Here is a 14411-nt window from a genome sequence, read left to right as displayed (position 1 = left end):
GAGCGCACAGGAGGGCGCCATGGACGAGGCCACCGCCGGCCGGGAACCGGTCGCCGCCACCCGGCACGGGCACTGGGCCCGGCCGGACCCCGTGGGGGACGTCCTGGCGCTGGCCTGGCGCCCGGGCTCGGCCGCGCCCCGCGAGATCCGGGTCCGCCCCGAGGTCCGTGCCCGCATGCTCGCCGAGCTCGACCCCGCCGCGCGCCGACGCGTGGTGGAGCGGGGCGTCATCGGGACGCCGGTGGCGGTGCCACTGGTCGTCGACGCGGGCCTGCCGGCGTTCCCCGGGGTCGAGGTCGTGCGCGCCCGGCCCGGCGAGACCGCCGGGCCGGGCGCCGCTGCGGTCAGCCGGCCGCCGCCACGGCGCCCGCGGGCCCGGCTGCAGCCGCCAGGGCCACCCGGGCGAACCAGTCGCCCTGCGCGGGGTCGGTGACGTCCCAGCCGAACGGCGCGTTGGCCTCCAGCGCCAGCAGCCGGCCGTCGGGGGCGACGAGGACGTCGACGCCCATCAGCCCGCCGCCGAGAGCGGCCACCATCCGCTGCGCCAGCTCGGCCATCGCCGGCGGCGGCCGGTAGGAGCGTGTGTAGGAACCGTGCGTCACCACGGCCCCCGCCGCGCGGGCCTTCTCGTGGGCGGACGAGGTCGCGGTCGGCGTGGCGAACAGCCGCACGCACACCGGTTCGGGGATCCACTCCTGCAGCAGCGCGGCGCCGCGCGGCTTGCCGTCGGCGGCCTCGGCCGACCGCCAGGCCCCCTCCGCCGCGCGGGCCTCAAGGAGGTCGGGCACGAGCCGGATGTCGCGGGAGCCGTCGCCGAGCGCGGGCTTGAGCACCATCGGGCGCCCGGGCAGCGGCCACCGGCGCAGTCCGGCCAGGTCCCAGGTGGCCGGTTGGGGAATCCCGGCGGCCGCCCACACCGCGTGCGTGACCAGCTTGTCCGAGGAGGCCACCAGCGAGGTGACCGGGTTGAGCAGGGGCACGCCGCAGGCCTCGAGCAGGGCCGCGAGCCGGAAGGTGGGGGCGAACGCGGCCACCTCCTCGGCCAGCACGTGCGCCACGGCGAGGTCGTAGCGGCCGGCCGAACCCGCGGCGACCGGCCGGTCGGCGGGGATGCCGGCCAGCCGGTCGACCCGCGCCCCCTGGTCCTCCAGGGCCCGGGTCCACTCGGCGGCGTAACCGGTGGGCTCGTACCAGTCCTCACCGGTGATCACCAGGGCGACGCGCACGGTGACGCCGCTACCCCGACTCCGCCGTCCCCACCCGCCGCTCAACCGGCGAGTGCGACCACCGGCTCGCGCAGCCGGACGACAGTGTCGCCGGGCCGCTCGACCCCGTCGTCGTGGGTGACGCAGACCACCACCCGGCCGGCCAGGGCCGCGCGCAGGTCGCGCACCAGCGCCGCGGCGGTCGGCGGGTCCAGGTGCGCGGTCGGCTCGTCGAGCAGCACGACGTCCCGGTCGGCCAGCAGCGCCCGGGCCGTGGCCAGCCGGCGCCGCTCGCCGCCGGACAGCGCGGTGCCGCCGGCACCGACCGGGGTGTCCAGCCCCTCGGGGAGCGCGGCGAGCAGCCCGCCCAGCCCGGCGGCGGTCAGCGCCGCGCGCATCCGGGCCTCGCCGTCCGGACCGGCCAGCGCCCCGCGCGGCGCGGCCACGGCGAGGTTGGCGCGGATGGTGGAGGCGAACACGTGCGCCTCCTGCGGCAGCCAGGCCGTCCGCGACCGGACGTCGTCGCCGGTGAGCCGCTCGGCGGGCACGCCGGCCAGCGTGTAGCGGCCCGCGCGCGGCCGCAGCGCCGCCAGGAGCACCGCCAGGAACGTGGACTTGCCCGCGCCCGACGGGCCGCGGACCACCAGCCAGCCGCCGCCGGCCTCGGCCCGCGCGGTCAGCCCGCGCAGCACGTCCGGCCCGCCGGGCCAACCGGCGGTGAGGTCCTCGGTCGCCAGCCGGCGCACCGGGACGGGCACCGGCAGCGGCTCGGCCGGATCGGCCGGTACCGGCGCGGTGAGGACGGCGTCGAGGCGGCCGCGGGCGTCGGCGAGCGCGCCGCGCCGCTGCAGCGCGCCGACCAGCCCGGCCAGCGGCTCGGCCAGCGCGAGCGGCGCCAGGGCGAGCACCGCCACGGTCGTCCCCGGCAGCCCCTGCGCGGCTCCGACCGCGGCGGCGGCGATCGCGGCCAGCCCGGTGCCGAGGACGACCAGGCCGGTGCCGAGGGCGGCCGTCCGGGTGCCGGTCCGCGCGGCCGAGGAGCGGCGGGCGGCCGACCCGGCGAGGTCGTCCGCGGTCCGCCCGGCCAGGCCGTGCGCCCGCAGGTCCGCCGCGCCCTCCAGCACGACGGCGGTGTCGCGCAGCGCGGCCACCCGCAGCGCCGCCTCGGCCCGGGCGGCGCCGGCGTCCAGCCGCCGGTGCGCGGCGACGACCAGCGCGACGGCGGCGAGCAGCACCAGCCCGGCCGCGCCGGCCGCCGAGGGGGCGAGCAGGGCGAGGGCGCCGACCGTCCCGAGGGTCACCGTGCCGGCGACCAGCGCGGGCGGGACCACCCGCACCGAGAGGTCCTGCACCAGGCCGACGTCGCCGACCACCCGGGCCAGCGCGGCGCCCGGCGTCCGGTCGGCCGCGATCCCCTGCGCGGCCAGCGCCCGCCACACCCGCACGCGCAGGTCGGCGGCCATCCGCAGCGCGGCGTCGTGCGCGGTCATCCGCTCTGCCCAGCGCAGCCCGGCCCGGCCGAGGCCGGCGGCGCGCACGCCGACGATCGCCACCAGCAGGGTCAGCACCGGCGGCATCCCGGCCGCCCGCACGATCAGCCAGCCGGAGAGCGCGGTGAGCGCCACCCCTGCGCCGGCCGACGCGGTGCCGGCAGCGACCGCCCGCACCAGGGCCCGCCGCGGCCAGCGCAGCCCGCCGTCGGTCCGCGACGAGCCGGCGACATCGGCGATGTGGTCGCCGAGGGGCGCCGGTGGCGACCAGACCGCCGATGTGGCCGAAGCGGGGAGGGGCGCCGACGGCCACGACGCAGGACGCGCTGCGGGAGGAGCCGGCGGGGAGGGGAGGTCGACGGTGCGGTCGGCCAGCGCGGCCAGCGCCGGGTCGTGGGTGACCAGCACGACCGTCACCGTGCCTCGCAGGCCGGCCAGCACGGCGGCGACCCGCGCGGCGGCGGCGTCGTCCAGGTGCGCGATGGGCTCGTCGAGCAGCAGCAGCCGGGCGCCGCGGCGGATGCGCACCAGCGCCCGCGCCAGCGCGACCCGCTGCAGCTCGCCGGGGGAGAGGGTGGTGCAGTCCCGCCCGGCCAGGGTCGAGGCGCCCACCCGCGCCAGCGCCTCGACGACGAACGCCTCGCCGACGACGGCGTCGTCGACGAGCTGGCCCACCCCGGGCTCGGACCCCGCGTGCCGGCGCAGCTCGTCGGCGACGGTCGCGCCGGTGGTGCGCGGGGACTGCGGCACGTACGCGACCCCGGCGGCCGGGACGCCGGTGACGGTGCCGCCGACCGCCGCGGCGGGGTCGGCCAGCCCGGCCAGGACGGCGAGCAGCGTCGACTTGCCCGAGCCGCTGGCGCCGCGGACGGCGACCAGCTCCCCGGGCCGGACGGCGAGGTCGACCGGCGCCAGCGCGGGCAGCGTGCGGCCGGGGTACGTCACGGTCAGCCCGCGGACGGCGACGTCGGCGCCGCGCGGGTCGTCGTCCGTTCCCGGTACGGGCGGCCGGGGGGCGGGCGCGGCCAGCACCGTGCGGGCCTCGGCGGCGGCCAGGGCGGCGTCCTCGCCGGCGTGGTGGGCCGCACCCAGCGCACGCAGCGGCGCGAACGCCTCGGGCGCCAGCAGCAGCGCGGTCAGCCCGACGGCCAGCGCCAGGTCGCCGTGCACCAGCCGCAGCCCGACGGTCACCGCGACCAGGGCCACCGACAGGGTGGCGATCAACTCCAGCACCAGCGCGGAGAGGAAGGCCAGCCGCAGGGTGGACAGCGTCCGGCGCCGCGAGGCCTCCCCGAGCTCGCCGAGCGCGGCGGCCTGCTCGGCCGCGCGGCCCAGCCCGACGAGCACCGGCAGCCCGCGGACCAGCTCGGCGACGTGCGCGGCGAGACGGTCCAGGGCCCGGGCGGCGGCGGTGGTGCCGTCCCGGGTGGTCAGGCCGACCAGCACCATGAACACCGGCACCAGCGGCAGGGTGACCGCGACCAGCGCGGCCGAGAGCAGGTCGGTGCGGGCCAGCACGAGCAGCAGCACCGGCGGCACGACCAGCGTCTGCGCCAGCGCCGGCAGGTAGGTGGTCAGCGCGGGGCCGAGGTCGGCCAGCCGGGTGGTGGCCAGCACCGCCGCCGGGCCGGGACCGCCGGCCGCGGCGACCGCGGCCGGGGAGGTGGCGAGCCGGACGACCAGGGCGGCGCGCAGCCGCTCCTCGGCGCGGCGGGCGTCGCGGGCGGCGGCCAGCTCGCCGAGCCACCCGGCGCCCGCCCGCAGCGCGACCCCGGCGGCGGCTGCGGCCAGCGGGGTCGTGACCGGGCCCTCGGCCTGGCCGGCGGCGCGGGCGACCGCGTGCGCCAGGCCCGCGGCCAGCAGCACCAGGCCCGCGGTCTGCCCCAGCGCGGCCAGGGCGGCGCGGACCAGCGCCCCGGTCAGCCCGGGCACCCCCGCCAGCGGCCCCAACGGCCCCCGGGAGCGGCCTTCGTGGCCACTTCGGCCCCTCGGGGATGGGCCTTTGTGGCCACTTCGGCCCCTCATGCGGGCGCTCCGGACGGGGACTCGTGCGCCGGCTCGGCGGTCAGCCGCCTGCGGAACACCCAGTAGGTCCACGCCTGGTAGGCCAGCACCACGGGCAGCCCGACCCCGGCCGCCCAGGTCATCACGGTGAGCGTGTAGTCGCTGACGGAGGCGTCGGTCACGGTGACGTCGAACGCCGGGTCGACCGTCGAGGGGACGACGACCGGGTAGGCCGCCCCGAACACCGTCGCGGCCGCGGCGACCAGCATCGCGCCCCACGCGGTGAAGGCCTGGCCCTCCCGGCCGACCCGGATCCGCGCCCAGGCGACCAGCACGGCCAGCGCCGCGACCAGCCACAGCACCGCGGTGACCGGCGTCCCCGAGCGCAGGTGCACCAGACCGGCCCAGGCCAGCAGCGGCAGCGCGGCCACCGGCGCCCACCGCTGGGCGAACCGGCGGGCGGCGACCCGCACCGGCCCGTCGGTCTTCAGCGCCAGGAACACCGCGCCGTGCACGAGGGAGAAGGCCACCACCGCGACCGCGCCCAGCAGCGCCGACCAGCCCAGTCCGGAGAACGCCCCGCCCACCCGGTTGCCGTCGCCGTCGATCGGCAGGCCGAGCGTGGTGGCGCCGAGCGCGGCGCCGATACCGGCCGCGGCGACCAGCGAGCCGGCGGTGATCACCCGCGTCCAGGTGGTGTCCCAGGCCTCGGTGGAGTGCGAGTGCCGCCACTCGAAGGCGACCGCCCGGACGATCAGCCCGAACAGCACCAGCACGAACGGCAGGTACAGCGTGGACAGCCAGGTGGCGTACCAGCCGGGGAAGGCGGCGAACACCGCGCCCACGGCGGTGATCAGCCACACCTCGTTGCCGTCCCACAGCGGGCCGATGGTGTGCAGCACGAGGTGCCGGTCGGCCCGGCCCTCGGCGGCACCGCGCCGGCCGAGCACCGGCAGCAGCGCGGCGACGCCGAAGTCGAAGCCCTCGAGCAGCAGGAAGCCGGTCCACAGCACCGCGACGGCGGCGAACCAGAGGGTCGGCAGGTCCACGGGTGGCACTCCTCAGTAGGCGTCAGTAGGCGAAGGAGAGGACGTCGTCGGTGTCGCGGCGGGCGCCAGTGGGGCTGCCGTCGCGGCCGGCGGGCAGGTCGGCGTCCGCCGTCCCCTCGGGGGTGTGCCCGGGCGTGGGTGCGCCGTCGCCGGTGGTGACGCCGCGGCGGACGAAGCGGGCGATCAGCCACAGCTCGACCACGGCCAGCGCGCCGTAGACGAGGGTCAGCAGCGACAGCGACGTCCAGACCTCGGCGGCGCTGATGCCGGGGGAGACGGCCTGAGCGGTGAAGAACCACACCTGCTCGCCGACCGGGACGTCGGGGTTCGGGTACACCACGAAAGGCTGGCGGCCCATCTCGGTGAAGACCCAGCCGGTCGCGTTGGCGACGAACGGGGCGCCGACGGCGAGCAGCGAGCCGTACACGCCGATCCGCGAGGTCGGCACGCGGCCCCTGCGCGTCGCCCACAGGGCGTAGGCGGCGACCCCGGCCGACACCGCGCCCATGCCGATCATCAGCCGGAAGCTCCAGTAGGTGACCGCCAGCAGCGGGGTGTAGTCGATCTCCTGACCCGCCAGGTCGCCGAAGCGGGACGGGTCGTCGGGGTAGGTCGCGCCGTAGACAGCGGCGTACTCCTCATGCAGCTGGTCGACCCCCGGCACCGCCGAGGAGAAGTCGCTGTGCGCGAGGTAGGAGAGCAGGTACGGCACGGTGATCGAGTGCACGTCGTCGCACTCGTTGGAGCCGAGCTTGGCCCAGGCGAAGATCGAGAACGACGCCGGCGCCTCGGTCTCGCACAGCGCCTCGGCCGAGCTCATCTTCAGCGGCTGCTGCTCGTACATGAGCTTGCCCTGCCAGTCGCCGGTGAGGGCGACGAGGACGAACGCGGCCAGCGACACGAAGCCGCCGAGGCGCACCGAGCGCCGCCAGACGGCGTGGTCGACGTCCGTGGTCGGCTGCTTGGAGAGCTTCCGGCGGCGCAGGTGCCACAGGCCGACGCCGACCAGCAGGGCGCCGGCGACCATGAGCGCGGCGACGATCGCGTGGCTGAAGGCGGCCAGCGCGGTGTTGTTGGTCAGGACGGCGGCGAAGTCGACCTGCACCGGGCGGCCGGTGGCGTCGTCCGCCACGACGCCGACCGGGTGCTGCATCCAGGAGTTGGCCGCGATGATGAAGTAGGCGCTGACGATCGAGCCGATGACGGTGGCCCACAGCGCCGCCAGGTGCAGCCCCTTCGGGATGCGGCCCCAGCCGAAGATCCACAGGCCGAGGAAGGTCGACTCGAGGAAGAAGGCCAGCAGCGCCTCGAGCGCCAGCAGCGAGCCGAAGACGTCGCCGACGAAGCGGGAGTACTCGCTCCAGGCCAGGCCGAACTGGAACTCCTGCACCAGCCCGGTGGCCACGCCGAGCACGAAGTTGATCAGGTAGACGCGGCCCCAGAAGCGGGTCATCCGCAGCCACTCGGGCTTGTCGGTGCGCACCCAGAGCGTGTGCACCACCGCGACCAGGATCCCGAGCCCGATGGTCAGCGGGACCATCAGGAAGTGGTAGACGGTGGTGATCCCGAACTGCCAGCGCGCCATGTCCAGAACGTCGATGTCCAGAACGTCGATGTCGAGGACGTCCACGGCCTGCCCCTCTCCGGGCGACGTACGATGAGTCGATCCTTTCTACGCCTCGTAGAAGAGCAACTTCTACGACGTGTAGAGAAGTCCGCTGTGATGTCGGGGACAGGTGTGATGCGCAGGACAGGAAGAGCCGTGGCGTCGTTGGGGGAGCTCGAGCGCGCCGTCATGGACCGGCTGTGGTCGGCCGACGGACCCGTCTCGGCGGCCGAGCTGCGCGACGGGCTGTCCGACCGGGGGCTGGCGCTGACCACCGTGCACACCGTGCTGAGCCGGCTGGAGCACAAGGGGTTCGTCGTCCACGACGACGCCCGGCCGCGCCGCTTCCGGCCGCGGGCCACCCGGGAGGAGCACGCCGCCGAGCTGATGCACGAGGTGCTCGGTTCGGCCGGGGACCGGCAGGCCGTGCTGGCCCGGTTCGTCGGTGGCGTCGACGCCGACGAGGCCCGGCTGCTGCGCGAGCTGCTGACCGGCGCTCCCGGTCCGGACGCCGCGCCGCGCTGACCCCGACCGAGCGCCCGACCCGCCCCGAATGATGCTGACCGTCACCGCGGCCGTCCTCGCCGTGCTGGCCGTGCTGCTGGCCTGGCCGGTGCCGGCGTTGCTCGCCCGCGCCCGCTGGCCGCGCCGCGATCCGCTGGTGGCGCTGGTCTGCTGGCAGGCGGTCGGGCTGGCCGGCGGCCTGTCGATCATCGGGGCGCTGCTGGCGCACGGCCTGGCGCCGTGGGGTTCCTCGCTGCCCGAGGCGGCCTGGTCGGTGCTCTCCGGGCACCCTCCGCAGGCGCCGGTGCGCGGCGACCACTGGGTCACGCTCACCCTCGCCGGCGTGCTCGCCGCCGAGCTGGTCAGCGTCCTGCTGCTGTCGTGGGTGCGCACCGCGCGCGCCCGGCGGCGGCACCGGGAGCTGCTGGAGCTCGTCGTCCGGCCGCACGCGCTCCCGGACGCCCGGCTGCTCGAGCACCCCGCGCCGGTGGCGTTCTGCATCCCGGGCGCCGAGCCGCTGCTGGTGCTCTCCTCCGGCATGGTCGCCGAGCTCGACGACGCCCAGCTGGCCGCGGTCGTCGCCCACGAGCGGGCGCACCTGCGCGAGCACCACCACCTGTACCTGCTGCCGTTCGTGGCGTGGGAGGCGGCGCTTCCGGTGCTGCCCGCGGCCGCGCGGGCGCACGCGGCGGTGCGCACGCTCGTCGAGATGCGCGCCGACGACGTCGCGCTGCGCTCGCTGTCCGGGGCGGCGCCGCGGCGCGCGCTGGCCCGGGCGATCGTCGTCGCGGCCGGCGGCGCCGGGGGTGCGGGAGTGCCGTCCGGGGCGCTCGCGGTCGCCGGCAGCGCGGTCGGCGCGCGGGTGGTGCGGCTGCTCGACCCGCCGTCCCCCCTGCCGGCTTGGGCCCGCGCGGCCGCCCTGCTGTCGGCCGGCCTGCTGCTGCTCCTGCCGACGGCCCTGCTGCTCCTGCCCGCCGTCTAGACGCAGGCCCTGTCGATCATGGGATTGTTGCCGCTCGGCGCGGCGTGTCCACGCGTGCCGCCGGCAACGAGCCCGTGATCGACTCGGGAGGCGGGTTCCGTCGGTTCGCGCGCCGCCGTCCGTCGAGCGCGCCGGTCAGGGAGCGGGGACGGCGGTGCGGCGGCCGGCCGGGACGGCGGAGGTCGCCTCGGCGTTGCCCGGCAGCGGGGTGAACCGGCGCAGCCGCAGGCTGTTGGTCACCACGAACACCGAGCTGAACGCCATCGCCGCGCCGGCGATCATCGGGTTGAGCAGGCCCGCCGCGGCCAGCGGCAGCGCCGCCACGTTGTAGGCGAACGCCCAGAACAGGTTGCCCTTGATGACCGCCAGGGTGCGTCGGGCCAGCCGGATCGCGTCCGCGGCCGCCCGCAGGTCGCCGCGGACCAGGGTGAGGTCCGAGGCCTGGATGGCCACGTCGGTGCCGGTGCCCATGGCCAGCCCGAGATCGGCCTGCGCCAGCGCCGCGGCGTCGTTGACCCCGTCGCCCACCACGGCCACGACCCGGCCCTCGGCCTGCAGCCGGCGGACGACGTCCACCTTGTCCTGCGGCAGCACCTCGGCGACCACCTCGTCGATGCCGACCTCGGCGGCGACCGAGCGGGCGACCGCCGTGTTGTCGCCGGTCAGCAGGATCGGCCGCAGCCCCAGGTCGCGCAGCTGCCCGACCGCCGCCGCGGAGGTCTCCTTGACCGCGTCGGCGACGACGAGCACGCCGCGGGCGGCGCCGTCCCAGGCGACCAGGACGGCGGTCCGGCCCTGCGCCTCGGCGGCCGCCCGGGCCCGGTCGAGGGCCCCTGGCACGGGCACCGCCCACTCGGCGAGCAGGCGGGCGCGGCCGACCAGCACCGCGGCGCCGTCGACGACGCCCTGCACGCCCAGCCCCTCGACGTTGGCGAACCCCTCGACCGGCCGCAGGGAGCCGGTGCGCTCGGCGGCGGCCGCGGCGACGGCCTGCGCGATCGGGTGTTCCGAGCCGTGCTCCAGGGCCCCGGCCAGCGCCAGCACCCGGTCGGCGTCCTCCCCGGGCGCCGGGACGACGTCGAGCAGGGTCATGCGGCCGGTGGTGACCGTGCCGGTCTTGTCGAGCACCACGGTGTCGACCGCGCGGGTGGACTCCAGCACCTCCGGGCCCCTGATGAGGATGCCCAGCTGGGCGCCGCGGCCGGTGCCGACCATGAGCGCGGTCGGCGTGGCCAGCCCCAACGCGCACGGGCAGGCGATGATCAGCACCGCGACCGCCGCGGTGAACGCCGCCGCCAGCCCGGCGCCGGCCCCGATCCAGAAGCCGAGGGTGGCGACGGCGAGGACCAGCACGACCGGCACGAAGACACCGGAGACGCGGTCGGCCAGCCGCTGCACCCGCGCCTTGCCGTTCTGCGCCTCCTCGACCAGCCGGGCCATCTGCGCCAGCTGGGTCGCCGCACCCACCCGGGTGGCCCGCACCACCAGCCGGCCGCCGGCGTTGACGGTGGCGCCGACGACGGCGTCGCCGGGGCCGACCTCGACCGGCACCGACTCGCCGGTGAGCATGGAGGGGTCCACCGCGGAAGCGCCCTCGGTCACCACGCCGTCCGCGGCGATCTTCTCCCCGGGCCGGACGACGAACTCGTCGCCCACGGCCAGCCGGTCGACCGGCACCCGCCGCTCCACGCCGCCGCGCAGCACGCAGGCCTCCTTGGCGCCGAGCTCGAGCAGCGCCCGCAGCGCCGCGCCGGCCCGCCGCTTGGAGCGGGCCTCGACGTAGCGGCCGGCCAGCAGGAACGTGGTCACCCCGGCCGCGGCCTCGAGGTAGACGTTGGCGCTGCCGTCGGTGCGGGCGATGGTGAGCTCGAACGGGTGGGTCATGCCCGGCTCGCCGGCCGTGCCGAGGAACAGCGCGTACAGCGACCAGACGAACGCCGCGCCGGTGCCGAGAGAGACCAGGGTGTCCATGGTGGCCGCGCCGTGGCGCAGGTTGGTCCAGGCGGCGCGGTGGAACGGCAGCCCGCCCCACACGACGACGGGCGCGGCCAGCGTCAGCGACAGCCACTGCCAGTGCTGGAACTGCAGCGCCGGGACCATCGCCATCGCGACGACCGGGAGGCTGAGCAGCGCGGAGACGACCAGCCGGGTCCGCAGCGGTCGCTCAGGGTCGTCGGGCACCGCTGGACCGCGGCCCCCCTGCAGGGTCCCGCCGCGAGCCTGCGAGTGGCGGTGGGCAGGGAGGTCCTCTCTCAGCGTCGCGGTGTAGCCGGTCTTCTCGACCGTGGCGATCAGGTCGTCAGGGGTGACCTCCCCGGTGGAGGAGACGCGCGCCTTCTCGGTCGCGTAGTTGACCGTGGCGGTGACGCCGTCGAGCCGGTTGAGCTTCTTCTCGATCCGGGCGGCGCAGGAGGCGCAGGTCATCCCGCCGATGGCGAGCTCGATCTCGGCCGGGGCGGGCTCGGTGGTGGTCATGGGTCTCCTCAGCCGCCGGTCCTCAGTCGGCATGGCCGTGGCCGGCGGGCTGGTCGGCGTCTTCCCCGCCGGGGGCGACCGGGACGGTGAAGGCGGCGGTGTGCACGGCGTCGCCGTGCTTGAAGTCGAGGAACAGCCGGTAGCTGCCGGCCGACGGCGCGGTCGCGGCGAACCCGACGTGCGGACCGGGGGCCGGGGTCACGCCCTCGGCGGGCTCGGCCGGGTGCACGTGCAGGTAGGCGAGGTCGCCGTCCCGCAGCGCGACCAGGTGCCCGTACGCGCCGAGGTAGGGCTGCAGGTCGGTGACCGGACGGCCGTCGCGGCTGACGCTGAAGGTCAGCTCCGACGCCCGGCCGGCGGCCAGGCCGCCGGTCAGGACGACGGTGTAGCCGTCGACGTCGGCGACCGCGGCGGGCTCCGGCAGCGGCTGCGGGTCGTAGGCGCCGGCCACCTCCAGGTCCCCGGTCAGCACGATGCTGTCGGACACGCCGTCCTCGCCCAGCGCGGTCGGGGTGGTGTCGGCGACCACCCGCCAGCTGCCCGGGGTGAGGGTCAGCGGTGTGGTCCAGGTGCCGTCGGGGCCGAGCTCGGGGTGCACGTGCTGGTAGCCGGTGAGGTCGCGGCGGACGGTGACCAGGTGCAGGTCCTCGCCGTGGTCCTGGTCGTAGGCGAGCACCGGCGCGCCGTCGGGGCCGAGCACGCGGAAGGCGAGCCGGGTCGTCCCGGCGGCGGGGCGCTCGTCGAGCACGTCCAGGGCGTAGCCGGCGCCGGGCGTCCCGTCGGGCGCGGCGGTGGGTGCGGCTGCGGCGGTGTGCGGCGCGGGGGAGCCGACCGGCCCGACCGCGGCGCCGACGCCGACGGCCGCGGCGAAGACGGCGCCGAGGCCGACGCCGACGACGGCCAGCCGTGCCGGGGTGTTCACAGCGGATCCTCCCCTCGAGAGGCGGGGCGCGGTCGGGGTCAGCCGGCGGCCAGCTCGTAGCCGGCCTCGTCGACCGCGGCGCGGACGGCGCCGTCGTCGACGGGCTCGGTGCTGGTGACGGTCAGGCCGCCGCTGGCCAGGTCGACGTCGACGGCGGTGACGCCGGGCAGGGCGCCGACCTCCTCGGTCACCGCGGTGACGCAGTGGGCGCAGGTCATGCCGACGACGGTGTAGCGGGCGGTGCTCATGGGGTCCTCTCGGATCGGGTCAGGAACGGACGAGGCGGGCGATCGCCTCGGAGGCCTCGCGGACCTTCTCGTCGGCCTCGCGGCCCCCGGTCTGCGCCGCCTGGACGACGCAGTGGCTCATGTGCTCCTCGAGCAGGCCGAGGGCGACCGACTGCAGCGCCTTCGTCATCGCCGAGACCTGGGTGAGGATGTCGATGCAGTACTTCTCGTCCTCGACCATCCGCTGCAGGCCGCGGGCCTGGCCCTCGATGCGGCGCAGCCGGTTGAGGTAGTCGTCCTTGCGGTGGATGTAGCCGTGCTGGGCGTCGTCCACGGGCTCCTCCTGGCGGCTCGGGTTCCGTCGAGGAGAACCATACCCCCCTAGGGTTCATTCCCGTCGGCTCGTTCGGCTCCCCGGTCGGCGGCGTCCTCGTCCGGGGCGCTCCGGCCGCCGACGTCGAGGCGCCGGAGGGGGTGTGTTCCCGCCTCAGTGCACCCAGCGCAGCGCGGTCGCCACCTCCTCCGGCGAGCACCCCACCAGGGCCGCGACCTCCCCGCGCCGGACGTCGGCGATGGTGGCGGAGAGCTCCTCGCCGTAGGCCCCGGTCAGCACGTCGTCGGCCTCGAAGGCGCGCACCGCCTCCTCCAGCGACGACGGCAGCGCCCGGATCCCCGCAGCCCGCCGTCCCTCGTCGGTCAGGGAGCCGGGGTCGACCTCGACCGGGTCCGGCAGCCTCGCCCCGGACGCCAGCCCGGCGCGGCCGGCGGCGAGCAGCCCGGCCAGCAGCAGGTACGGGTTGGCCGCCTCGTCGACGCACTTGACCTCGACGTTGGCCGCCGACTGCCGGGAACCCGCGGGTCCGGTCACGAACCGGAGGGCCGCCTCCCGGTTCTCCAACCCCCAGACGGCGAAGGCGCCGGCCCAGTGCGAGGGGACCAGCCGCAGGTAGGAGGCGACGGTCGGCGCGCCGACGGCGAGCAGGCCGGGCAGGTGCGCCAGCAGTCCGGCGACGAACGCCTCGCCGTCGGGGGTCAGGCCGGCGGGGCCGTCGCCGCCGCTCATCAGGTTCGCACCGTCCCGCCACAGGGACAGGTGCACGTGTCCGCCGTTGCCGACCCCTTCGGCCAGCACCTTCGGCGAGAACGACGCCCGGAACCGGTGCCGGGCGCTGACCGCCCGGATCGTGTGCCGGACGAGCACGCTCGTGTCGGCGGCGGCGACCGGGTCCTCCGCGGCGACGCTGACCTCCAGCTGACCGGCGGCGTACTCGGGGTGGAACTGCTCCACGCCGACCCCCTCCGCGGTCAGGGCGGTGAGCAGGTCGCGGGCGTAGTCGGAGACCTCGACGTGGCGGGTCATCCCGTACGCCGGGCCGGTGAGGGCGGGCACGAAGGCGCCCGCCTCGCTGCCCTCGGGCAGGTCGGCCAGCCCGAGCGCCCACTCGACCTCGACGGCGGTCCGCGCGGTGAGCCCGTCGGCGGCCAGCTCGTCGACCAGCCGGCGCAGCAGCAGCCGCGAGTCCTGCACGTGCGGGCGGCCGTCCTGGTCGTAGCGGTCGACCGGCGCCCACGCCCAGCCGGGCTGCGCGGCCAGCACGGTGAGCCGGTCCAGGTCCGGGTGCAGGCGCAGGTCGCCGACGGCGCTGCCGGCGAAGCGCCCGGCGACGATGGAGTCGTCGAAGAGGAAGGCGTCGAACACCGGGCTCATCCCGACGCCCCAGGCCGCGGCGGCCGGCAGCCGCTGCAGCGGCACCGACTTCACCCGGGTCACCCCGCCGGTGTCGACCCAGGGCAGGACGACGCCCACGACGCCGGCCTCCCGCAACCCGTCCAGCGACCGTTCGGCCTGCGCCCGCCGCCGGTCGCGCTCCTCCTGCCGCACCGCGACCTCCCGTCCCGCCCCGCCGTCCCGGGGGCGTAGTGGGGAGCGCGGCACGGGCCTTCCCG

Annotated in this window: 12 protein-coding genes; 3 read left to right on the top strand and 9 right to left on the bottom strand. The window is 77.1% G+C overall.

Annotated elements, in window-relative coordinates:
• Positions 1-19: 19 nt before the first annotated feature.
• Positions 20-433 (top strand): hypothetical protein, encoded by a 414-nt coding sequence (locus DQ238_RS10960; protein WP_113781316.1) that lies wholly within the window; start codon positions 20-22, stop codon positions 431-433.
• Here DQ238_RS10960 and DQ238_RS10955 read toward each other — a convergent pair.
• The 4 genes from DQ238_RS10955 to DQ238_RS10940 all read right to left on the bottom strand — a co-directional run bounded on the left by DQ238_RS10955 (position 345) and on the right by DQ238_RS10940 (position 7378).
• Positions 345-1226 (bottom strand): RimK family alpha-L-glutamate ligase, encoded by an 882-nt coding sequence (locus DQ238_RS10955; RefSeq protein ID WP_113781315.1) that lies wholly within the window; start codon positions 1224-1226, stop codon positions 345-347. The genes DQ238_RS10960 and DQ238_RS10955 overlap by 89 nt on opposite strands.
• 41 nt (positions 1227-1267) lie before the next feature.
• Positions 1268-4627 carry a thiol reductant ABC exporter subunit CydC gene (gene cydC, locus DQ238_RS10950; RefSeq protein WP_305037564.1) on the bottom strand — a complete coding sequence of 1120 codons (3360 nt, stop codon included), beginning with the start codon at positions 4625-4627 and terminating at the stop codon, positions 1268-1270.
• An 89-nt stretch (positions 4628-4716) separates the two neighbouring features.
• Complete coding sequence (gene cydB, locus DQ238_RS10945; RefSeq protein WP_113781313.1) at positions 4717-5748, bottom strand: cytochrome d ubiquinol oxidase subunit II; 1032 nt, start codon at positions 5746-5748, stop codon at positions 4717-4719.
• A 22-nt stretch (positions 5749-5770) separates the two neighbouring features.
• Positions 5771-7378 (bottom strand): cytochrome ubiquinol oxidase subunit I, encoded by a 1608-nt coding sequence (locus DQ238_RS10940; protein WP_233495880.1) that lies wholly within the window; start codon positions 7376-7378, stop codon positions 5771-5773.
• Positions 7379-7510: 132 nt separating this feature from the next.
• Here DQ238_RS10940 and DQ238_RS10935 point away from each other — a divergent pair, with 132 nt between their 5' ends.
• Together DQ238_RS10935 and DQ238_RS10930 are read left to right on the top strand one after the other, a co-directional pair.
• A complete protein-coding gene (locus tag DQ238_RS10935; protein ID WP_113781312.1) occupies positions 7511-7879 on the top strand; it encodes a BlaI/MecI/CopY family transcriptional regulator in 369 nt (122 codons plus the stop codon).
• A gap of 28 nt (positions 7880-7907) precedes the next feature.
• Positions 7908-8840, top strand: a complete 933-nt coding sequence (locus tag DQ238_RS10930; protein ID WP_233495879.1) for a M56 family metallopeptidase — start codon at positions 7908-7910, stop codon at positions 8838-8840.
• A gap of 135 nt (positions 8841-8975) precedes the next feature.
• On the opposite strand, the gene DQ238_RS10925 is transcribed toward DQ238_RS10930, so the two are convergent.
• The 5 genes from DQ238_RS10925 to DQ238_RS10905 form a co-directional block, all read right to left on the bottom strand.
• The gene (locus tag DQ238_RS10925) at positions 8976-11315 is read right to left on the bottom strand and encodes a cation-translocating P-type ATPase (RefSeq protein WP_113781311.1); all 2340 of its coding nucleotides are present in this window, start codon (positions 11313-11315) and stop codon (positions 8976-8978) included.
• A gap of 22 nt (positions 11316-11337) precedes the next feature.
• The gene (locus DQ238_RS10920; RefSeq protein WP_113781310.1) at positions 11338-12237 is read right to left on the bottom strand and encodes a hypothetical protein; all 900 of its coding nucleotides are present in this window, start codon (positions 12235-12237) and stop codon (positions 11338-11340) included.
• A 38-nt stretch (positions 12238-12275) separates the two neighbouring features.
• A complete protein-coding gene (locus DQ238_RS10915; protein ID WP_113781309.1) occupies positions 12276-12485 on the bottom strand; it encodes a heavy-metal-associated domain-containing protein in 210 nt (69 codons plus the stop codon).
• Between the two features lie 19 nt (positions 12486-12504).
• Positions 12505-12798: a metal-sensitive transcriptional regulator gene (locus DQ238_RS10910; protein ID WP_113781308.1), complete on the bottom strand. Its 294-nt coding sequence runs from the start codon at positions 12796-12798 to the stop codon at positions 12505-12507.
• 153 nt (positions 12799-12951) lie between these two features.
• Positions 12952-14346: a glutamine synthetase family protein gene (locus DQ238_RS10905; RefSeq protein WP_113781307.1), complete on the bottom strand. Its 1395-nt coding sequence runs from the start codon at positions 14344-14346 to the stop codon at positions 12952-12954.
• Positions 14347-14411 lie beyond the last annotated feature (65 nt).

Origin of the sequence: Geodermatophilus sp. TF02-6 (assembly GCF_003319115.1) — a bacterium.
Classification (GTDB): domain Bacteria; phylum Actinomycetota; class Actinomycetes; order Mycobacteriales; family Geodermatophilaceae; genus Geodermatophilus.
This window is presented reverse-complemented; position numbering and strand designations above follow the sequence as displayed.